The sequence below is a fragment of the Pseudonocardia sp. CA-107938 genome, assembly GCF_050936315.1.
Classification (GTDB): Bacteria; Actinomycetota; Actinomycetes; order Mycobacteriales; family Pseudonocardiaceae; genus Pseudonocardia.
Window position 1 is genome coordinate 487,999 of record NZ_JBNJNA010000002.1, and the last position, 19,748, is coordinate 507,746.

Annotated in this window: 18 protein-coding genes; 8 read left to right on the forward strand and 10 right to left on the reverse strand. The window is 73.8% G+C overall.

Going from position 1 to position 19,748, the window contains the following annotated elements; all coding sequences use genetic code 11:
- Positions 1-76: 76 nt before the first annotated feature.
- The gene (locus ACQEVB_RS35250; RefSeq protein ID WP_432982210.1) at positions 77-682 is read right to left on the reverse strand and encodes a flavodoxin family protein; all 606 of its coding nucleotides are present in this window, start codon (positions 680-682) and stop codon (positions 77-79) included.
- Positions 683-774: 92 nt separating this feature from the next.
- Here ACQEVB_RS35250 and ACQEVB_RS35255 point away from each other — a divergent pair, with 92 nt between their 5' ends.
- The 5 genes from ACQEVB_RS35255 (at position 775) to ACQEVB_RS35275 (ending at position 4,196) form a co-directional block, all read left to right on the forward strand.
- On the forward strand, positions 775-1,410 hold the full coding sequence (locus tag ACQEVB_RS35255; protein WP_432982213.1) for an endonuclease: 636 nt from the start codon (positions 775-777) through the stop codon (positions 1,408-1,410).
- Positions 1,407-1,892, forward strand: coding sequence for a DNA polymerase ligase N-terminal domain-containing protein (locus ACQEVB_RS35260; RefSeq protein WP_432982216.1), 486 nt, complete (start codon positions 1,407-1,409; stop codon positions 1,890-1,892). Before ACQEVB_RS35255 ends, ACQEVB_RS35260 begins: the two co-directional genes overlap by 4 nt.
- The gene (gene ligD / locus ACQEVB_RS35265; RefSeq protein WP_432982219.1) at positions 1,889-2,896 is read left to right on the forward strand and encodes a non-homologous end-joining DNA ligase; all 1,008 of its coding nucleotides are present in this window, start codon (positions 1,889-1,891) and stop codon (positions 2,894-2,896) included. Before ACQEVB_RS35260 ends, ligD (ACQEVB_RS35265) begins: the two co-directional genes overlap by 4 nt.
- Entirely contained in the window at positions 2,893-3,783 is an 891-nt protein-coding gene (gene ligD, locus ACQEVB_RS35270) for a non-homologous end-joining DNA ligase (RefSeq protein WP_432982222.1), read from the forward strand. The genes ligD (ACQEVB_RS35265) and ligD (ACQEVB_RS35270) overlap by 4 nt, the downstream gene beginning before the upstream one ends.
- Positions 3,784-3,917: 134 nt before the next feature.
- Positions 3,918-4,196, forward strand: coding sequence for a helix-turn-helix domain-containing protein (locus tag ACQEVB_RS35275; RefSeq protein ID WP_432985457.1), 279 nt, complete (start codon positions 3,918-3,920; stop codon positions 4,194-4,196).
- A gap of 500 nt (positions 4,197-4,696) precedes the next feature.
- On the opposite strand, the gene ACQEVB_RS35280 is transcribed toward ACQEVB_RS35275, so the two are convergent.
- Positions 4,697-5,131, reverse strand: coding sequence for an Hsp20/alpha crystallin family protein (locus ACQEVB_RS35280; protein ID WP_432982225.1), 435 nt, complete (start codon positions 5,129-5,131; stop codon positions 4,697-4,699).
- Between the two features lie 193 nt (positions 5,132-5,324).
- Here ACQEVB_RS35280 and ACQEVB_RS35285 point away from each other — a divergent pair, with 193 nt between their 5' ends.
- On the forward strand, positions 5,325-6,887 hold the full coding sequence (locus ACQEVB_RS35285) for a cation:proton antiporter (protein WP_432982228.1): 1,563 nt from the start codon (positions 5,325-5,327) through the stop codon (positions 6,885-6,887).
- A gap of 144 nt (positions 6,888-7,031) precedes the next feature.
- The gene (locus ACQEVB_RS35290; RefSeq protein WP_432982231.1) at positions 7,032-8,411 is read left to right on the forward strand and encodes a DUF222 domain-containing protein; all 1,380 of its coding nucleotides are present in this window, start codon (positions 7,032-7,034) and stop codon (positions 8,409-8,411) included.
- A 227-nt stretch (positions 8,412-8,638) separates the two neighbouring features.
- On the opposite strand, the gene ACQEVB_RS35295 is transcribed toward ACQEVB_RS35290, so the two are convergent.
- From ACQEVB_RS35295 to ACQEVB_RS35320, 6 genes are all read right to left on the reverse strand, one after another.
- On the reverse strand, positions 8,639-9,316 hold the full coding sequence (locus ACQEVB_RS35295; RefSeq protein ID WP_432982234.1) for a DUF6766 family protein: 678 nt from the start codon (positions 9,314-9,316) through the stop codon (positions 8,639-8,641).
- A gap of 105 nt (positions 9,317-9,421) precedes the next feature.
- Positions 9,422-9,808 carry a hypothetical protein gene (locus ACQEVB_RS35300; RefSeq protein ID WP_432982237.1) on the reverse strand — a complete coding sequence of 129 codons (387 nt, stop codon included), beginning with the start codon at positions 9,806-9,808 and terminating at the stop codon, positions 9,422-9,424.
- Positions 9,809-9,847: 39 nt separating this feature from the next.
- The gene (locus ACQEVB_RS35305; RefSeq protein WP_432982240.1) at positions 9,848-15,064 is read right to left on the reverse strand and encodes a SpoIIE family protein phosphatase; all 5,217 of its coding nucleotides are present in this window, start codon (positions 15,062-15,064) and stop codon (positions 9,848-9,850) included.
- On the reverse strand, positions 15,057-15,362 hold the full coding sequence (locus ACQEVB_RS35310; protein ID WP_432982243.1) for an STAS domain-containing protein: 306 nt from the start codon (positions 15,360-15,362) through the stop codon (positions 15,057-15,059). Before ACQEVB_RS35310 ends, ACQEVB_RS35305 begins: the two co-directional genes overlap by 8 nt.
- An 85-nt stretch (positions 15,363-15,447) precedes the next feature.
- Positions 15,448-15,837, reverse strand: coding sequence for an ATP-binding protein (locus ACQEVB_RS35315; RefSeq protein ID WP_432982246.1), 390 nt, complete (start codon positions 15,835-15,837; stop codon positions 15,448-15,450).
- Between the two features lie 100 nt (positions 15,838-15,937).
- Positions 15,938-16,339, reverse strand: a complete 402-nt coding sequence (locus ACQEVB_RS35320; protein ID WP_432982249.1) for a hypothetical protein — start codon at positions 16,337-16,339, stop codon at positions 15,938-15,940.
- A gap of 175 nt (positions 16,340-16,514) precedes the next feature.
- Here ACQEVB_RS35320 and ACQEVB_RS35325 point away from each other — a divergent pair, with 175 nt between their 5' ends.
- On the forward strand, positions 16,515-17,516 hold the full coding sequence (locus ACQEVB_RS35325) for a TIGR03557 family F420-dependent LLM class oxidoreductase (RefSeq protein ID WP_432982252.1): 1,002 nt from the start codon (positions 16,515-16,517) through the stop codon (positions 17,514-17,516).
- Between the two features lie 12 nt (positions 17,517-17,528).
- Here ACQEVB_RS35325 and ACQEVB_RS35330 read toward each other — a convergent pair whose 3' ends face one another.
- Together ACQEVB_RS35330 and ACQEVB_RS35335 are read right to left on the reverse strand one after the other, a co-directional pair.
- Positions 17,529-18,839, reverse strand: coding sequence for an FAD-binding oxidoreductase (locus tag ACQEVB_RS35330; protein WP_432982255.1), 1,311 nt, complete (start codon positions 18,837-18,839; stop codon positions 17,529-17,531).
- 51 nt (positions 18,840-18,890) lie between these two features.
- Positions 18,891-19,724, reverse strand: coding sequence for a DUF6597 domain-containing transcriptional factor (locus ACQEVB_RS35335; protein ID WP_432982258.1), 834 nt, complete (start codon positions 19,722-19,724; stop codon positions 18,891-18,893).
- Between the last annotated feature and the right edge of the window lie 24 nt (positions 19,725-19,748).

Consider the following 19,748-nt stretch of genomic DNA (forward strand, 5'->3'; position numbering starts at 1 on the left):
CCCGAGGACGTCACACAGCGCGCGGCCGCCGCACACAGCGCCCAACCTGTGTGACGTGGCCACGCGCTGTGTGACGTCAGCTTGGCGGGTACGGGGCGCCGGCCAGCAGGCGGGCCAGGTGCGCGGCGTTCGTCGCCAGAGTGGCCGTGGTCGTCGCGACGGCTTCGGGGGTCTCGTCGAGGTCCTTGTAGTCCACGCCCGACATGGCCTCGCCGTTCCAGTAGACGCCGCCCTGCGCGGGGATCGTGAACCCGACGTCGTCCAGCGCCTGGAAGAGGTCCGCGGTGACCTTGTGGGCGCCGTCCTCGTTGCCGACGACCACGACGACGGCGACCTTGCCGAACATCGTCGGCCGCCCCTCGTCGTCGGTCTCGGAGATCTCGGCGTCGAGCCGTTCCAGCACGCGCTGGGCGACGCTGCTGGGATGGCCCAGCCACGTCGGGGAGCCCAGGACCAGGATGTCGGCCGCCAGGATCTGCTCGCGGATCACGGGCCAGTCGTCGCCGTCGCCCATGTCGGTCTCGACGCCGGGCCGTACGTCGAGGTCGACGACGCGGACCGTGTCTCCCTTCACGCCGTGCCCGTCGAGGGCGGCGAGGACCTGGTCGATCAGCAGCTGCGTGCTCGACTCCGCCGGCGCCGGGCTGAGGGTGCAGTTGAGGGCGAGCGCGGTGAGTGCCATGCCCGCGGCGTACCCGGGACGGGGCAGGTCAACCGCCGGGCATGAGACGCCCGTCACTGGGTACCCGACCCGCGCACCTGGAAGGGGGAACCGTGACACGCAGAACCGTGGACGAGCTGCTGGACCGGGCAGGTCGCACGTACGCCGCGGATGCCGGGATCCGGATGGCCGACACGCCGGCACCGCTCTACCGGCTGCTGGTGATGTCCGTGCTGCTCTCGGCGCCGATCTCGGCCGACATCGCGGTGGCCGCGACCGCCGAGCTCGTGCGCAGCGGCATGGGCACCCCGGCCCGGATGCGCGCGGCGAGCTGGCAGCAGCGCGTCGACGCGCTGGGCCGGGCGCGCTACCGCCGCTACGACGAGAGCACCGCGACCGCGCTGGGCGAGGGGGCCGAGCTGCTGCACGACCGGTACGGCGACGACCTGCGCCGGCTGCGCGACCGAACCGACGGCGATCCGGCGAGGATCCGGGAGCTCCTCACCGAGTTCCCGCGGGTGGGCCCGACCGGCGCGGAGATCTTCTGCCGCGAGGCGCAGGTGGTGTGGCCGCAGCTGCGCCCCGCTCTGGACCGCAAGGCCCTCGACGGGGCGCGCGCGATCGGCCTGCCCACCGACGTCGACGAGCTGGCCGGGCTCGTGCGCGCGGACCGGGTCGGGGTGCTGGCGGCCGCGCTGGTCAGGGTGTCGCTGGACGGCGGGCTCGCGCAGGAGGTGCGGGCCGCATGAGCGCGGACGGGCCGCGCTTCGTCATCCACCGCCACGACGCGTCCAGCCTGCACTTCGACGTGCGGCTGGAGATCGGGGGAGTGCTGGTGTCGTGGGCGGTGCCGAAGGGCCCGTCGACCGACCCGCGGCAACGCCGCCTCGCCGAGCGCACCGACGACCACCCGCTCGACTACGCCGACTACGAGGGACGCATCGAGGAGGGTCGGTACGGCGCCGGCACCGTGATCGTCTGGGACACGGGCACCTACGACAACCTCTCCGAGGAACCGGTCGCCGACGCGCTCGCCGACGGGCACGTGAAGGTGTGGCTGCACGGCCGGAAGCTCGACGGGGGCTACCTGCTGCAGCGCACCCGCCTCGGCGGCGACGAGCGGTCCTGGCTCATGGTGAAGCTCGACGACGAGGGCGCCGACCGCCGCCGCAACCCGGCCGTCACGGAGCCCGGGTCGGTGCTGTCGGGCCGGCGGAACGAGGACCTGTGACCGGTCCGCTCGACCGCCTCACCCCCGACGAGCGCGCGCAGCTGCGGCCCGCGCGAGCCGGGTTCGTCGCGCCGATGCTGGCCACCCTCACCGAGGAACGGTTCAGCGACCCGGCGTGGGTGTACGAGCGCAAGCTCGACGGCGTCCGCGTCGTCGCCGCCCGCGACGGGCGCGGCGCCCACCTGTGGTCGCGGTCCCAGCAGCCGCTCGACGACACCTACCCCGAGCTCGTCGACGCCGTCGCCGCGCAGGTGGCGCCCGGCACCGTCCTCGACGGGGAGATCGTGGCGTTCGACGGGGGCCGGACCAGCTTCGAGCGGCTGCAGGGGCGCAGCGGCCTGCACGACCGGCGCGCGGCTCTGGCCAGCGGCATCCCGGTGTTCCTCTACGCGTTCGACGTCCCCGTCGTCGACGGGCACGACGTGACCGCGCTGCCGCTGCGCACCCGCAAGCGGCTGCTGCGGGTGGCCGTGCGCACCGGCGACCCGCTGCGCGTCGCCCAGCACCGCAACGCCGACGGGGAGGCGTACCTGCGCGAGGCGTGCGCGCGTGGCTGGGAAGGGCTGATCGCGAAGCGCGCCGACGCCCCGTACCGGGTGGGGCGGCGGTCGCCGGACTGGCTGAAGCTCAAGTGCCTGCACGCCCAGGAGCTGGTGATCGGCGGGTGGACCGATCCCGAGGGCTCCCGCACCGGGTTCGGCGCGCTGCTCGTCGGGTACCACGAGGACGGCCGGCTGCGGTACGCGGGCAAGGTCGGCACCGGGTTCGACCGGCGCGTCCTCGACGACCTGGGAGCCCGCATGCGCCGCCTCGACACCGCGGAGGCCCCGTTCGCCGACCCGGTGCGGGCGCGCGGCGTGCACTGGGTGCGGCCGGAGCTGGTCGCCCAGATCGGCTTCAGCGAGTGGACCCGCGACGGCAGGCTGCGCCATCCCCGGTACCTGGGGCTGCGCGAGGACAAGGCACCCGAGGACGTGGTGCGCGAGGAGGCGAGCAGCAGGTGACCGCCCATCAGGAGATCTCCCGACCGGACAAGGTGCTCTACCCCGAGCCCGGCTGGACCAAGGCCGACATCGCCGAGCACTACGAGCACGTCGCGGAGGCGATGCTGCCCCACCTGGAAGCGCGCCCCCTCGTCACGCACCGCTTCCCCGACGGTGTGGACGACGCAGGCTTCTACCAGAAGCAGGCGCCTGCCGACCCGCCCGTCGACACGGTGACGGTGCCGTCGGGCAACCAGCGCGGAGAGGTCGAGCACCTCGTCGTCGACGACGTCGAGGGCCTGCGCTACCTGGCCAACCAGGCCGCGGTGGAGCTGCACCGCTGGCTCTCCCGCGCCGACGGGCCCGGCGTCGACCACCCCGACCTGCTGGTGATCGACCTCGACCCGCCGGCCGACGTCGACGTCGCCGCGCTGCGCGCCACCGCCCGCGCCGCTCGCGAGCTCTTCGACGCGGTCGGGCTCACCCCGTACCTGATGGCGACCGGCAGCCGCGGCTACCACGTGCTCGCGCCGCTGGACCGCTCCGCAGGCTTCGACGAGGCCCGCGCCCTCGCGCGCGCGATCGCCGACCGGCTGGTCGCCGCCGACCCCGACGGTGTCACCACCGAGCAGCGCATCGCGAAGCGCGGCGACCGGATCTTCCTCGACACCAACCGCAACGCCTACGGGCAGACCGTCGTCGTCCCGTACTCGCCGCGGGCCCGCGCCGGCGCCCCCGTCGCCGTGCCGATCGCGTGGGACGAGCTGGGCCGGGTGGCCCCGGACGGCTACGACATCGCGTCGGTCCGCCGCCGGTTGGCCCAGCAGCGCACCGACCCGTGGGCGGACCTGGCCCGGCACGCCGCTACCGTCGGCGATGTGCGGAAGGACCTGGACGCGCTGGGCTGACCTCATCGGGTGGATTGCGGTAATCTGTAGTGAGCATTGGAGATTACCGCAGGAGGTTCGTCGTGCCGCGAGGCCAGGATCGGGACGGGCGCGGGCTCGGGCGGCTCGACGACCAGGACTACCCGGTGGCGACGATGGGGCAGGCGGCGGACCTGCTCTCGGTGCAGCCGGCGTTCCTCCGCAGCCTGGACGCGGCCGGCGTGCTGGAACCGCACCGCTCGGAGGGCGGGCACCGCCGCTACTCGCGGCGTCAGCTGGCCGTGGCGGAACGCATGCGCGAGCTGTTCGACGAGGGCCTGACGCTGGACGCGGCGGCCCGGATCGTCGCGCTGCAGGACGAGCTGGCCGCGGCGCACGCGCGCGTCGCCGAGCTGGAGCGCGAGCTGGCCCGGCGCGACGACGAGCGGCGCTGAGTGGGGCGCTGAGCTGGCGCGCTCCTGTGGCTCGCGTTCCTCCGCGATCTCACCGTGCTGGCAGGTCGGTGCGCGCTGCACCCGCTGAGCGCGGCGAGATGCCGGCTCCGACATGATCGTGGCCCGCTGCCGGGCTCTGGTTCGAACCGCGGCAGCGGGCCGTGGGTGGGATGGTCCGGGTCGGCGGGGAACGTCCGACCCCGAGGGCCGGATGGTGTGCGCCGGGCGGGCGCTGGTGCTGCGGGCGCATCGGTTCGGGGCGCCGCTGGGAGCACCTGGGTGGTGCGGGGGCCGCGGAGCGGATGCCCACCCGCCGGATCTCGGACGTCAGATGATGATCAACTTCCGGATCTGCGATGAATCACCTCCGTTCCCACCGACGCCTCGTCGTCGGCAGTGGGCCGGCCGTGCCGGCCCGGCCGGGCGTAGCGCTCCGGCCGTGCCGGCGGGCGATCCGGGGTGCCCCGGGCGGTCGGCCGTGGTCGTGCAGAGCCTGAGGCTCAGGCGTTGATCTCCTTGCGGTCGGAGCCGGCGCTGATCGAGATCTTGCGCGGCTTTGCCCGCTCCGCGATGGGGATGCGCAGGGTCAGCACACCGGCGTCGTAGTGCGCGTCGATGTGGTCGGTGTCGAGGGTGTCGCCCAGGAACAGCTGGCGGGAGAACACGCCCAGTGGCCGTTCCGCGACCTGCATCTCGACCTGCTCGCCCGACGAGACCGGCCGGCGCTCGGCCTTCACGGTGAGCACGTTGCGCTCCACGTCGAGCTCGATGCCCTCGGGGTCGACGCCCGGCAGGTCGAACGCGACCACGAACTGGTCACCGTCGCGGTAGGCGTCCATCGGCATCGCGGTGGGGCGTGACCACGTGCCGGTCGTGCCGAACACCTGCTGGGTCAGGCGGTCGAGCTCGCGGAACGGGTCGGTGCGCATCAGCATCGCTGTTCAACTCCTTTCATCGACATCACAGCGAGTCCAACACGGCGTCCAGGTCCGACCGGAGGTCTCCCGGTCGAATAGCTGCAATGGTAGCTACAGATTTCTTGGTGTGCAAGCAGCGATTGCTGAGAAGTTGCCACTGCAGTGTCGGGCGCCGGGGATGGCACTGGCCGCGGCGGGGTAGTGATCGGTCATGGCCGTGCAGGTGTTCGCCGTCGCGATGGTGATCGCGGTCGGGCTGCTCGTCGGCAGGTTCGTGGCCAACCGGACGGGCATCCCCGACGCCACCGTCTACGTGGCGCTGGGCGTCGGCGCCGGCTTCCTGCCCGGCGTGGCGGAGCTGCGCCTGTCCCCGGACGCCGTGCTGCTGCTCTTCCTGCCCCCGCTGATCTACTACGCGGCGTTCTTCTCCGACCCCCGCGAGTCGCTGCGCAACCTCGTCGCCGTGCTCGGGCAGTCGGTGGGCCTCGTCGTGGCCACCGCCGGCGTCGTGGCCGGCGCCCTGCTCGTGGTCTTCCCCGACGTGGGGTGGGCGGCCGCCCTCGCGCTGGGCGCCGCGGTCGCGCCGCCCGACCCCGTCGCCGCCGGGTCGGTGCTGCAGCGGCTCGGCGCGCCCCGCCGGCTCGTCCGGGTGCTGGAGACCGAGGGCCTCATCAACGACGGCGTCGCGCTGACCGTCTTCGCCGTGGCCGTCGGCGCCGTCGGCGCCGGCCTGACGGTGGGTGACGTCCTGGCCCGGCTGGGCATCGAGGTGCTCGGCGGCATCGGGTTCGGCCTGGTCGTCGGCGTGCTGGCGGCGCGGCTGCGCGGCCGCGTGCGGGACGTGCCGAGCCAGGTCGTCCTCTCCCTCGTGCTGCCCTACCTGGCGTTCGTGCCGGCGCAGCTCGTCCACGCGTCCGGGGTGCTGGCCACCGTGACGACCGCGGTGTGGCTCGGCACCCGCGGCCGCGGGCTCGTGGCGCCCGAGGCGCGGCTGCAGACCGAGACGTTCTGGCGCGCCCTCAACACCCTCCTCGTCGGGGTGCTGTTCGTGCTGCTCGGCGTGCAGGCGCCTGCCGTGCTCGGCGCCGTCGCCGGGTACCCCGTCGGCGAGGTGGTGGTGGCGTCCGTGGCGGTGGTGCTCGCCACCGTCGCCGTCCGGATCGGGTGGGTGCTGCTGGTCGCGCCGCTGCTGCAACGACTCCCCATCCGCGAGGAACTCGCCGCCCACATGCCGTGGCAGGAACGGATCGTGCTGGCCTGGTGCGGCCCCCGCGGCGCCGTGTCCCTCGCCGTCGCCCTCTCCATCCCGCTCCTCACCGCGGCCGGGGAGCCGTTCCCGCGGCGCGACCTCCTCCTGTTCCTGACGATGGTCGTCGTGCTCGCCACCGTCGTCGGCCAGACCCTCCCGCTGCCGTGGCTCCTCGCCCTCGTCGGCCTCCGCCCGCACGAGCACGAACTCACCGAAGGCGCCCGCGCCCGCCGCGCCGCCGTCGACGCCGCGCTGCGCGAACTCGACAACCTCCCCTCCTCGTCCGGCGCCGAAGCGCTGCGGCAGGTCCTCGAACTGCGCCGCGACCACCTGCGCGAGCAACTCGGCTCGTCGTCCACCTCGTCCTCCGATACCGGTGAACTGCGGCTCCGGTTGATCGAGGTCGAGCGCGAGGAGCTGCGGCGGATGTACGACGAGGGGGAGATCTCGCGGGGGACGATGGTGGAGATCAGTCAGGAACTGGATCTGGACGAGACGAACGTGCGGGCGCGGAGGTCGGGGTAGGGGGTCGGTTTCTCCCGTTTGTTGGGGTCTCCGGATTCGGTTTTCGGGCTCCGCCCCGGGCCCCGGCCCTCCCTCCGGTGGAGCTGTTACGTGCCGGCTCCACCGTCACTCGGTCGCCCTTCGGGATGCCACACCGGTGCTCGGGTGGCAAACGAAACGCGTGTTTGCCACCCGAGCACCGGCGCGGCCTTGCTGTGCACGCCCGACCGACGGTGGAGCCTTTTGACTCGCGCCAAACGGCACCTGACCTGCGGTAATCGGTGTCAATTCGAACCTGTGTTCGGGTATCATTGGGGCATGACCGAGAACCCACTCGCACAGGCCGTGAGCCTGATCGAGCAGGCGTTCACGGCCATCTCCGACAGCCCCGACCCTCTTGCCGCGCTCCTGATTCTCGAGGGGGTGTCGCGGCAAGCGGACCGGGCCAAGGTGGCCGCGATCGCGGCTGTCGAACGCGACGGCGTGCTGGCGGAGAAGGGCTACCGCAACACCGCGGCCGGGTTGAAGGATCTGCTCGGCTGGGACCACGACACCGCCCGCCGGCATGTCACGGCGGCCGAACACGTTGGGCCGCGGGTCGCGTTGGATGGTGCCCCGTTGGAGCCGGTGCTGCCCGCGACCGCGGCGGCGTTCGCTGACGGTGCGGCCACGATGCGGCACGTTGAGATCATCGCCGCGTTGATGAACTCCCGCCCGGCCGCGCGGATCAGCCTGGCCGACCGGATCGCGATCGAGACCAGCCTCGGTGAAGCGGCGCGTACCCTCACCCCGCACGAAGTCCGTGCCATGGGGCTGGAGCTGCTCGCCGCGGCCGACCTCGACGGGCCCGAACCCGATGAGCGGCCCGGCCGCAACGAACTGCAGATGGGCGCCAACGCTGATGGCAGCGGGTGGCTGCGCGGCCAGTTCGAGGACCCGCTGGCCTTCGCCGCGATCCGCACCGCGATCGAAGCCCGCACCCGGCCGACTCCCGAGAACCGGGGCACCACCGCGGCGGAGCGCAACGCGGCCGCCATGGCGGAGATCTGCGGGTTCGCCCTCGACCACGGCGCCTCCGGCGAGGTCGGGGGAGAACGCCCCCGCGTCACCGTCACCCTCCGCCTGCAGGACCTGGAAGACCGGGCCCGCACCGCGATGCTCGACACCGGAGGACAACTGACTCCCGGGCAACTGCGGCGGCTGTTGTGCGATGCCCACCTGGTCCCGGTCGTGCTCGACGGCGACAGCCAACCCCTCGACGTCGGCCGCACCCACCGCCTGGTCCCCACGTGGTTGCGCCGGGCGGTTGCCCTGCGCGACCACGGCTGCGCCCACCCCGGCTGCGACCGACCACCATCCTGGTGCGAAGTCCACCACGTGATCGAGTGGCAACACGGCGGCGCGACCGCCTTGGACAACCTGGTCATGCTGTGTTGCCAACACCATGATCAAATCCACGCCACCGAGTGGCGCATCGACATGTCATCCGGGAAACCGGAGTTCATCCCGCCACCCTGGATGACCGACCTCTGGGCCGCGCCATGACCAGGGCGCCACTGTGCCCTCAGGCAGGTGTGAGGCTCCACCGTCGATCGGGCGTGCGCAGCAAGGCCGCAGCGCCGGTTCGGCCGCAAACACGCTTCATCGTTTGCGGTCGGGCCGGGGCTGTGGCATCCCGTCAGGGCGACCGATCGGCGGTGGAGCCGCCCGCGGTTTCCTGCTCCACCGGAGGGAGGGTCGGGGTTCGGGGCGGAGCCCCGAGACACCACCGGTCAGCTCTCTATCCCTGTGGCCTCGTGGGGGGTGCCTACCGGTTTGGACTCGGGGGAGCCGCGTTGGCGCAGGTAGATGGACAGGGCCGCCATCGAGGCTATGGCCAGGAACTCGGACTGCCAGTTCTGCAGGGTGCGGTTCCAGAAGTCGGCGGAGGTGACGTAGCCCCACCAGGTGATTGGGTCCTCCAGTTGGAGCAGGAGCTGGTCGTTGTAGGCGGCGAGGCCGGAGATGGACTGGGCGGCCCAGGAGCCGGCGAAGATCAGGGCCATCACGGTGCCCAGGGAGTTGGCGTAGAACCACAGCACCGCGCCCCTCGCCCGGCGGGCGGGGCGTGGCGAGTCGTCGGTCGCGTAGCGGCCGATCTGCTGGTCCTCCGCGGACTCGGTGCCGGCCTCGTCGAGCTTCTTCGACTCCGGCGAGCCGCGCTGCACCAGCCACACGGTCACGATGATGTACAGGAAGAACTGCAGGTACTCCGACTGCCAGTTCTCGGCGACGTCGGTGGCGAAGTCCGACGACGTCACGTACTCGCCCCACGTCGACTCGGCGACGCCGGCGGCCACCTGCAGGTGGTTGTGGTCGGCGAGGCCGGCGAACGCCTGGCCGACCACCGACAGCGCGAACAGGCCCGCGAAGCACAGCCACAGCCCGTTGTCGCGGAGGAACGCACGCACCGTCGTCCCCCTCACCGCTGTAGCAGGCCGAGCACGACGAAGTACGCGAGCCCGACCCCGACGATCAGCAACGTGGCCACGAACGTGGTGCGCATGCATACCTCCTCAGCCGTGGACGGCGCAGTCGTACGGCCCGCCGTCCCGTGGCCGGCAACCGGCGGCCCGCACCAGCCAGTGGTCCTCGAACAGGGCCAGGAACACCACGTCCGCGTCGAACCGCACCTGGGCGCTGTCGCCCCACACCTCGACGGTCCGGACCGTGCCCGGCGCCGGCAGCTGCGCCGCCGTGGCCGCGCAGCTGCGGCCGAACGACTCGACGTCGGAACGGGCCCGAGCGGTCAGCATCGAGCACACCCGGGCGCCGTCCCCGCGGCCGGCGGCCGACGCGTACGCGTCCGCTGCGGCCCGCACCTGCGGCTCCTCCGCCGACCCGCAGCCGGCGACCAGCGCGGCCAGGAGCGCGCCGAGTGCGACCTTCGTCGGGAACAGCACGACTACTGCGTTCCCGACCACAGTGGATCCAAACGCGGACTACCGCTGCTGGGCGGGCACGCTGAACGACACGGTGGTGCCGTGCTCGCTCGCGTCGACGGTGACGTCGTCGGCGATGCGGTGCACCACCACCAGCCCCAACCCGCCCGGCCGGTCGGGATCGGACGTCGGCGGCTGCCAGCAGCCGGTGTCGCGCACGGTGGCGCGCACGGCGTGCGGGCCCAGATGCTCCAGCTCCAGCTCGATCCCGCCGCCCGGCCTGCTGCCGTCCGGGAAGTAGGCGTGCTCGATGGCGTTCGTGGCGGTCTCGCCGATCGCGAGCTGCAGGTCGTCGACCTGGCGCGGGTTCAGCCCGCACCGGATCGACCAGTCCGCGACGAGCTGGCGCAGCTCCGCCAACGACTCCGGGACTGCCGGCAGGGACGCCCGCGCCGGCGCCGGCAACCAGCGCAGCACCACGAAGGCGACGTCGTCGCCGGGCGGGTTCTCCCCGATGAGCCCGTCGAGGACGGCCTCGGCGATGGCGTCGACCGGCTCGTCGCGGTGCTCCTCGACGATGCTGCGCAGGCGCTCCAGCCCGGTGTCGATGAGCTCGCCGCGCCGCTCGACCAGCCCGTCGGTGTACGCGACGAGGATGCTGCCCGGGGCGATGCGGCGGCTCGCCTGCATGTACGGGCGGCGGCCGCGCACCCCGAGCACCACACCGGAGCCGTGCTCGAGGAAGCATGATCCGTCCGGCTCGACGAGCACCAGCGGCGGATGCCCTGCGCTCGCCCACACGATCTCGCCGGTAGCGCGGTCGAGGGTGAGGCAGATGCAGGTGCTGCCCATGGCGTCGGGTTGCCGGGCCGTGAACCGGTCCACCCGTTCCAGGGTGGCCGCCGGGGAGCGGCCGTCGAGCAGGTAGCCGGTGGCTGCGGCGGACAGCCGACCCATGACGGCGGCCGCGCGCGGCCCGTGCCCCACGACGTCGCCGACGACGAGGGCGACGTGCTGGTCGTCGATCTCGAGCACGTCGTAGAAGTCGCCGCCGGCCTGCGTGTTCAGCGCGCCCGGCCGGTACCGGGCAACGCTCGCGACGCGCTCGAGCTGGGGGAGCGTGCCGGGCAGGAGGCTGCGCTGGAGGACCTCGGCGACCTCGTGCTCGGTCTCGCGCAGCCGGGCACGGTCCAGCGCCTGCGCGTACAGCTCGGCGTGCACCATCAACGCGCTGCGGTCCGCCGCCTCCAGCGTCACCGGGCCGCCGAAGTCCATGCCGAACGCGCCGACCACGGTGCCGGCCAGCGCGAGCGGGATCGCGACCTGGCCGGGCAGCCGCGGCTCGGTATCGGCCACGACCTGCCCCTCGGGTGGGGCCCACCGCGGCACCGCCGTGCGGACGACCTCGGCGAGCGGGTGCGCCGACCCCACCGACATCCGCGCCGAGCCGTCGCCGCGGGGGCGTCCGGGCGCCGCGAGCACCCGCAGGCCGTCGCCGTCGACCATGACGACGGCGGTGCCGACGGCGCCCATGGTGGCAGCGGTCTCGGTGACGACGGCGGCGACCTGCGCCGGGCTCTCCGTGAACGACAGTGCCGCGACCAGCGCTCCGGACTCCTCGGCCTGGCGCCGCGCGAGGCTCTCCGCCGCGAGCAGCCCCGCCCGGTCCAGCGCCTGCCCGCACTGGTCGGCCAGCGCCTGCACGGAGCTCGCGCGGTCGTCGTCGAGGTCCTGGTCGGCGGCGTACCCGACGATGACCGCGCCCACCACGCGGTCGCCGACCCGCAGCGGGATCCCGCCCATGGCCGCGACCCCGCACTGCGTGACGAGCTCGACCTCGTGCTGCGGGCGGCTCGCCCACCCGTCGCGGCCGGTCAACCAGATGCGCTGCCCCGAGCGCACGAGGTCCGGCAGCAGCAGCGGCGGCTCGCCGTCGGCCCGTCGCCACAGCTGCTCCGGGAAGCCCGCCACGGCGAGGTCGACGAGCGTGTCCCCGCGCAGGTGCCACACCGCCACCATCTCCGCGTCCAGCAGCGCGGCGAACTGGCTGACCGCGACCGCGGCCACCTCCGTGGGTGTCGCCGCGGCCGACAGGTAGCCGGTCGCGGCCTGCAGCACCGCCAGACGCCGGCTGGTGGCGCGTTCCCGCTCCAGCAGCGCGACGTTGTCCAGCGCGGTCGCAGCGCGCTCCCCGATCTCGGTGAGCACCGCGAGGTCGGTGTCGTCGAAGGGCGGTGCGGTGCCGGCGCGGCCGCCCGTGAGCAGGCCGATCGTCTGGCCACGGGTGCGCAGCGGCACCACGGAGTGGCTGTGCAGGCCGAGGTCGCGCAGCTGCCGGCGCATCTCCTGCTGGCGCGGATCGGGGTTCCGGCCGGCGATCATGGCGTCGTCGAACGGGCCGGCGCGGCCCAGGGCCGGGATCGACGGGTCGTCCGGGAACCACCACGGGTCCAGCATCTCCAGCAGGTGCTCCATGGCGCCGGTCGCGGCGGCCGCGGCGACCGGCCGGCCACTCGTGACGTCGCCGGGGCGCTCGAACGCGATCAGCCGCGCGGTGTCCACCACGCCCTCGTCGACGAGGGTCCTGACCAGCAGCTGACGCCGGTGGTCGAGGGTGGTCGCGAGGTCGAGCACGGTGCCGACGACAGCGAGCAGGCGTTGGCGCTCGCGGTCGCGCTGCCGGTCGTCGACGTCGAGGCAGCCGCCCACGAACCCGGACGACCCGTCCTCGAGGGTGAACGGGGCGCCGCGGTCGAGCACCCAGCGGTAGCGGCCGTCGTCGCGGCGGATGCGGTACTCCACCTCGAACGGGGTGCGTTGCTGCTCGGCGGCGGCGCGGACCTCGGCGTAGCGGGCGCGGTCGTCCGGGTGCAGGCGGTCCTGCCAGCCCGTGCCCAGGTCGGCGTGCGACGGTCCGGCGGTGGTGTCGGACGCCGACCGGTCACCGCCGACGAGCCGCGCCCAGGCCGCGTTGGCGAGCACGCGTTCCGCGCCGGGCCCGTCCACCCAGATGGTGGTGGGCACGGCGTCGGCCATGCTGGTGAACCAGCGTTCGGTGTTGCGGCGCAACCGCGCCAGCTCGATGCGGGCGGAGACGCGGGTGCGCAGGTCGAGCGCCGAGAACGGCTTGACCAGGTAGTCGTCGGCGCCGGCGGCGAGCCCGCTGAGCGCGGCCTCCTGCCCGGCGCGCGCCGAGAGCAGCATCACCGGCACCGCCGACGTCGCGGGGTCGGCCCGCAACGCCGCGAGCAGCTCCATGCCGTCCAGCCCGGGCATCATGACGTCGCTGATCACGAGATCGGGCACGTCCGCCCGGGCGACGGCGAGTGCGGTGGCGCCGTCGCCGACCGCGGTGATCCGGTGGTCCACGGAGAGGAGCCGGGTGACGTAGTCGCGCATGTCGGCGTTGTCGTCGACGACGAGGACGTGGGTGCTGGCCTTGGTCGAGGTGACCGGCATGTGCGCGGGTTCCGCGGTCTCGTCGGGCAGCCAGCGCAGCACCTCGGCCACGTACGGCGCGGCCAGCTCGGCCACCGACGGGCCGGGCTCGATCGGGTGGTCGACGACCTGGTCGGGCGGCAGGTGCGCCGAACCCGTCGGCAGCCACACACGGAAGGACGTGCCGACGTGCTCCGTCGAGGTGACCTCGACCCGCCCGCCGTGCAGCTCGACCAGCTCCTTGATCAGTGCCAGCCCGATGCCACTGCCCTCCGCAGAGCGTCCGCGGGTGCTGAGGACCTGGTGGAACCGCTCGAACAGCCGGTCCGTCTCGGTCTCGGGCACGCCCACCCCGGTGTCGGCCACCTCCAGCACGACCCCGGAGGAGAAACCGGCCGGGTCCGGGCCGAGCGTGACGGCGATGCGGCCCTCGAACGTGAACTTGACCGCGTTCGACAGGAGGTTGAGCACCACCTTCTCCCACATCGCCAGGTCGACCCAGACCGGCCCGGGCAGCGGCGGGCAGGAGAGGTCGAGCGCCAGCCCGGCCCGCGTCACGGCGGTCTCGAACATGCTGGCCAGCTCGGCGGTGATCGCGGCGAGGTCGACGGGCTCGAAGCGCGCCTCGATCCGGCCGGCCTCGATGCGCGAGAACTCCAGGAGGTGGTTCACCAGCTTGCCCAGCCGCAGACCGTTGCGGTGGATGAGCTCCACGTCGTGCAGCAGCACCGGGTCCTCCGCGATCGCGGGAGCCTGGCGCAGCTCGTCGAGCGGGCCAAGCATCAGCGTCAGCGGGGTGCGGAACTCGTGGCTGGTGTTGGAGAAGAACGCGGTCTTCGCGCGGTCCAGCGCGGCCAGCTCGTCCGCGCGGCGGCGCTGGGCCTGGAACGCCCGCGCCCCGACGAGCGCGGCGGCGATCTGCCCGGCGGTGAGCTCGACGAACACGCGGTAGGCGTCGTCGGCGGGGCGCAGCGGGTTGAGCCCGACCACCAGCACGTCGCGCGGCGTCTCCGAGGTCGCACCCGGCGCGTCCAACCCCACCACGGCGGCCTGCTGCGCCGGCCGCCCCCACGGGCCCGACGGCAGGTACGGGAAGCGCTCGCCCAGGTCGTCGAGCACGACGGCGCGTTCGGTGGGCGCGTCGGCGATCGGCCACGCCGTCGGGTCGGCCGCCGGGTGCTCCGGGCTGATCCCGACGGCCCGCGCCACGACCGGTTCGCCCGCCTCGTGCAGGACGAGCAGCGCGAACGGGACGTCGAGCGGGTTGGCCGCCAATGTCGTGGCCATGGCCTCGGTGACGCCGTCGACGCTGCGCTCGGCGGTCAGCGCGGCGGCGAGGTCGCGCAGGGTGGCCGTGCGCCGCGCGGCGAGCACCCGCTCGGTGTCCTCCGTGACCACGCACAGGAAGCCGCCCACCTCGCCGGACGGCTCGCGCAGCGGGCTGTAGGAGAACGTGTGGTAGGTCTCCTCGGGGTAGCCGCGGCGCTCCAGCACGAGCGGCAGGTGCTCGTCCCAGGTGGCCACGCCGGTGCGCATCACCGAGTCGGCACGCGGGCCGATCTCGTGCCAGATCTCCGCCCACACCTGGCGGGCCGGCCGCCCCAACGCCCACGGGTGCTTCGCCTGCAGCGTGTCGCGCTGGTAGGCATCGTTGTAGAAGAACGCCAGCTCCGGGCCCCACCCCAGCCACATGGAGAACCGCGACGCCAGCATGATGCTGACGGCGCCGCGCAGCGTCGGGCTCCAGGTCGCGGGCGGTCCCACCGGTGTCGCCGCCCAGTCGTGGTCGGCCATCACCGCGCCCATCCGGCCGCCGCCGGCGAACAGCGGGTCAGCCATCCGTCTGGCGCACGGGCACGTGCTGGTCGAGCCCGCTGATGGACAGCACCCGCGCCACGATGCCGCCCGACGGCACGACGATCTCCCGCAGCTCCGCCGCGTGCTCGTACACGGCCTTGATCGCCGCGCTGTCGAAGTAGCGTGCCGAGGTCAGGTCCAGCACCGTGCCGCCGCCGGTGCGCGCTGCGCTGCCCAGCGCTGCCCGCAGCTGGCCCACCGTCGCGAGGTCGACCTCGCCGTCCACGACGACGGTGGCACTGCCGTCCGCGGCGGAGACGGTGTTGATCGACAGTGGCATCGGGTTCCTTCGCCGGGCGGGGGGATGGGGGGTCACGATTCTTCCGTTCCTCGGACGTGGGGTGAAGACCTTGCACCCGGCAGGTTCACGGCGCGGGGTTGCTGCGCATCCGCACGCGCGTGCCCGCGTCGTCGGTCTCGACGCGCGACCACGCCATCAGGCCGTTGATGAGGATCAACCCGTTGCCGCGGCCCGCGTCCGGCCGCTGCGGGCGCCACCGGCCGAAGTCGGTGACCACCACGTGCATCGCCCGCGGCTCGTCCACCGCCGTGACGTCGACGGTCATCCGGCCGACCTCGAGCCCCCGGTAGGCGTGTTCCACGCAGTTGCTCGCGGCCTCGCCGATCGCGAACAGCAGCTCGTCGGCGGCACTGGCCGGCCAGCGCACGGCGGAGAGCCACGTCGACACCGCGAACCGCACGACACCCACGAGATGTGGTTCGGCGTCCGCGGCGACGTGCAGTTGTTCGCTCACGACTCGATGCCTCCTGCAGAGGCTCACAGTAGTTCTCCGCGCGGCACGGCCGTGCGGTACCCGAATCATGGTGGCGGCAATCGCCGGGTAGTGATCGGGGTCACACCGGGGTGGTCGCGCCGGTGATGCCGCGGCGGCGGTCACGCGGGTACGGGACGACGGTGCGCATGACGGCGGCCGGGGTGCGCTGCAGCTGGGCCAGCGCGCCGTCCAGGTCGCGCGCGGTGCGCAGACCGGCGAGCTCGGCGGCCACCCGTCCGGGCAGCAGCATGAGGTGCGCGGTGACCCCGATGACGATGACCCGGTCGTCGTGGAAGGGATCGAGCGCGTGCTCGGCGTAGGAGCGGACGTTGCCGAGGTCGACGATCGCGTGGACGAGCCCGGGGACGTGGTCGATGAGCCTCGCCACGTGCGCGCCGGCGGTGCGGTCGAGGTCGCCGGCACAACGGAACAGGTGGACGCCGATCCCGACGCGTTCGACCGCGATCGAGAACTCACCCATGACCCGTCCCTTCACCCGTGGCGCGCAGGCTCTCCCGTGCCCGGCCGTGCACCTACCCCACCCCACCGGTAGTCAATCCATGATCGGACCGCCGGGCGGGTGAACCCCCGGATCGGTTCTGCTCACGGTGCGTGCGCATGCGTCGGTCCGGCGCGGTGCGGGTACCCCGGCGCACATGACTGCCTTCGGCTACACCCTCATGACCGAGCAGCGGGGTCCCCGCGACCTCGTCGCCGACGCCGTCGGGGCCGAGCAGGCCGGATTCGACTTCGAGGTGATGAGCGACCACTACTTCCCGTGGCTCGACAGCATGGGCCACGCGCCGTACGCGTGGAGCGTGCTCGGCGCCGTCGCCTGTGCGACCGAACGGGTGGGCCTCATGACCTACGTGACGTGCCCGACGATGCGCTACCACCCGGCCGTCGTCGCGCAGAAGGCGGCGACGGTGGGCCTGCTCTCGCAGGGCCGCTTCACCCTCGGCCTCGGCTCGGGGGAGAACCTGAACGAGCACGTCGTCGGGCAGGGCTGGCCCAGCGCCGACGTCCGGCAGGACAAGCTGGCCGAGGCGATCGAGATCATCCGCGCACTCCTGGCCGGCGGCTACGTCAACCACGAGGGGCGGCACTACCGCGTCGACTCGGCGAAGCTGTGGGACCTGCCCGACGGTGGCGTGCCGATCGCCGTCGCCGTGTCGGGGGAGCAGTCGGTCCAGCGGTTCGCGCCGGTCGGCGACGCCGTCGTCGCGGTGGAGCCGCAGGCCGAGCTGGTCAGCGGGTTCCGCGACGTGGCCGGGGCGCAGGTGCCGGCCGTCGGACAGCTGCCGATCTCCCACGACCCGGACCCGCAGGCCGCGACCGAACGGGCGCACGAGCTCTTCCGCTGGTTCGGCGGCGGCTGGAAGGTCAACGCCGAGCTGCCCGGCCCCGCCGGCTTCGACGCCGCCACCAGCTTCGTCCGCCCCGAGGACGTGGCGGCCGCGATCCCGTGCGGCCCCGACACCGACGCGCAGGTGGAGGCGGTGCGCCCGTTCGTCGAGGCGGGGTTCAGCCACGTCGCGCTCGTCCAGATCGGCGGGGAGACCCAACCCGACTTCCTCCGCCACGCCGAGGCGGAGTTGCTCCCGGCGCTGCGCAAGGAGTTCGGGGCGGCCGAGGACGCGGCGATCAGGGTCCGGTGACGCGGCGAGGCGTCACGCCGAGCCGAGCCCCTGCGGGAACCGGAAGAGCCGGTCCGGGTCGTAGGCCTGCTTCGCGGCGCGGAGCCGGGCGAGGTTCTCGCCGTGGTAGGCCTGCGCCCAGCCGTCGAGGCACTGGTCGGGGAAGTTCGGGTACACCCGGCCGGAGCCGTGGGCGTGCGCGACCGTCCAGGAGCGGTCGACGTGGTCCGGTCTCCGCCCGACGTGCTCCAGCAGGAACCGTTCGCCGCGGTGCGCGAACGCCGTCGCGTCCACGGCGACCCGGTTGTACGCGCCGCCCATGGCGGTGAAGTTGAGCTCGGCGTGCTCGTGGGCGAGGCCGTCCAGGAGGTCGGTGATCGCCGCGGCCGGCAGCGGGCGGGCGAAGAACTCGGAGCGGCTGGTCACCGGGTCGGCGGGGCCGTCGCCGGCGAACGACCGCTTGAGGTCCCGGACGGGCAGGCCGCCGCGCAGGTCCACCCGTGGCGGCGCGCCTGCCAGGTCGATCAGCTCCGCCAGCAGCGGCGACGTCGCGTCTGGGTCGCGCAGGGCCGCGCCGAAGGCGGTGACGCGCAACGGGCGGCCGGGCTCGGCGACGACGGCGAGGTTGACCGTGACGTCGTCGGGTGCGTCCGGCGCCCAGGCCTGCCAGGCGGTGATCACGTCGGCCGCCGCGGCGGCCGGCCAGTGCAGCTCGATGCGGGTGGCCACCGGCTCCGGCACGGTCGCGAGGACGAGCGACGTGACGACGCCGAACTGGCCGCCGCCGGCGCCGCGCAGTGCCCAGAACAGCTCCGGTTCCGTGTCCGCCGAGCAGCGGACGCACCGCCCGTCGGCGAGGACGACGTCCGCCTCGACGACCGCGTCGCACGTCAGGCCGTGGCGGCGGCCGAGCAGCCCGATCCCGCCGCCGAGCGCGAGCCCGGCGATGCCGACGGTCGGGCCGCATCCGGCGGGGATGGTGCGCCCGTGCGCGTGCAGCGCGTCGTAGACCTGCGCGAGCCGGGCCCCGGCGCCGATCCGGGCCCGGCCGTCGGCGTCGACGGTGACGGCGTCGAGCGGGCCGAGGTCGAGCAGCAGCCCGTCCGTCGAGGAGCGGCCGGCGAAGCAGTGCCCGCCGCCCCGCGGGACGACGTGCGTGCCCGTCGTCGCGGCGAACCGCAGGGCGCCGGCGACGTCCCGCGCAGAGGCGCACCGGACGACGGCCAGCGGGCGCACGTCGCGCCACTGCGGCAGTGCGGGGAGCCGCGCGGCGTCGTAGCCGGGCGAGTCGGGGGTCAGGAGGGTCCCGTCCAGTGCCGCGCGCAGCCCGTCCAGATCGGTCATGGAGCCGACGCTAGGGTGCCGGCGGGACGCGACGCTTGAACGAACCGCGCGTCAACCGGCCCGCACGGCGCGGGCGCGGCCGGCGAGGAACGGGCCGTAGGACGCGGCGTGGTCGTGCCCGCAGCCGCACCGGTCCTCGCTGTCGTGCAGCAGCTCGCGCGGGGTGCTCCCGGTGAGGCGCTGGCACTCGCGGCTCAGGTGCGCGTGGTCGGCGTAGCCCAGCTCGGCGGCGAGGTCGGCCACCCGCCACCCGGCGTCACCGGCGGCGGCCTGCGCCAGCGCGAGGTAGCCCTGGAAGCGCAGCGTCCGCTGCAGGACCTTCGGCCGCACGCCGACGACGGTGAGGAACCGGCGCCGCAGCTGGCTGGCCGAGATCGACAGCTGCGAGGTCAGTGCGGTGATCTCCACCGGGTGCCACGGCATCAGCCGGTGCACCGCCTCGGTGACGAGCGGGTCCGGCGGGTCCGCGCGGTCCAGCCGGGTGACCAGGTAGCGCTGCAGCACGTCGAGTGCCGCGTCCGGCCCCGGTGCTGCGGCGAGCAGGTCGCCGAGCCGGCGCGCCTCGGCGCCCCACAGGTCGTCCGTCCGCACTGTCAGGTCGACGAGCTCGTCGGCCGGCAACCCGAGCAGCGACGAGCCGGCTCCCGGCCAGAACCGCGCCCCGACGACCGTGGTGTGCGGGGGCAGAAGGTGCACGTCCGGTCCGGTCAGCGGCCCGACCAGCCGCGGCAGCTCGCCGAGCGGGCAGTGCAGCTCGACGCCGCCGGTGGGCACGTTGCGCTGCAGGTACGGCTCCGCCCCGATCGTCTGGACCCAGACCGTGCGCACCCGAGCGGCGAGCGCCGGCACGGGAAAGCGCTCGACGTAGGTCTGCGCAGGCACCACCGGGCGAACCTAGTGCGAACCTCC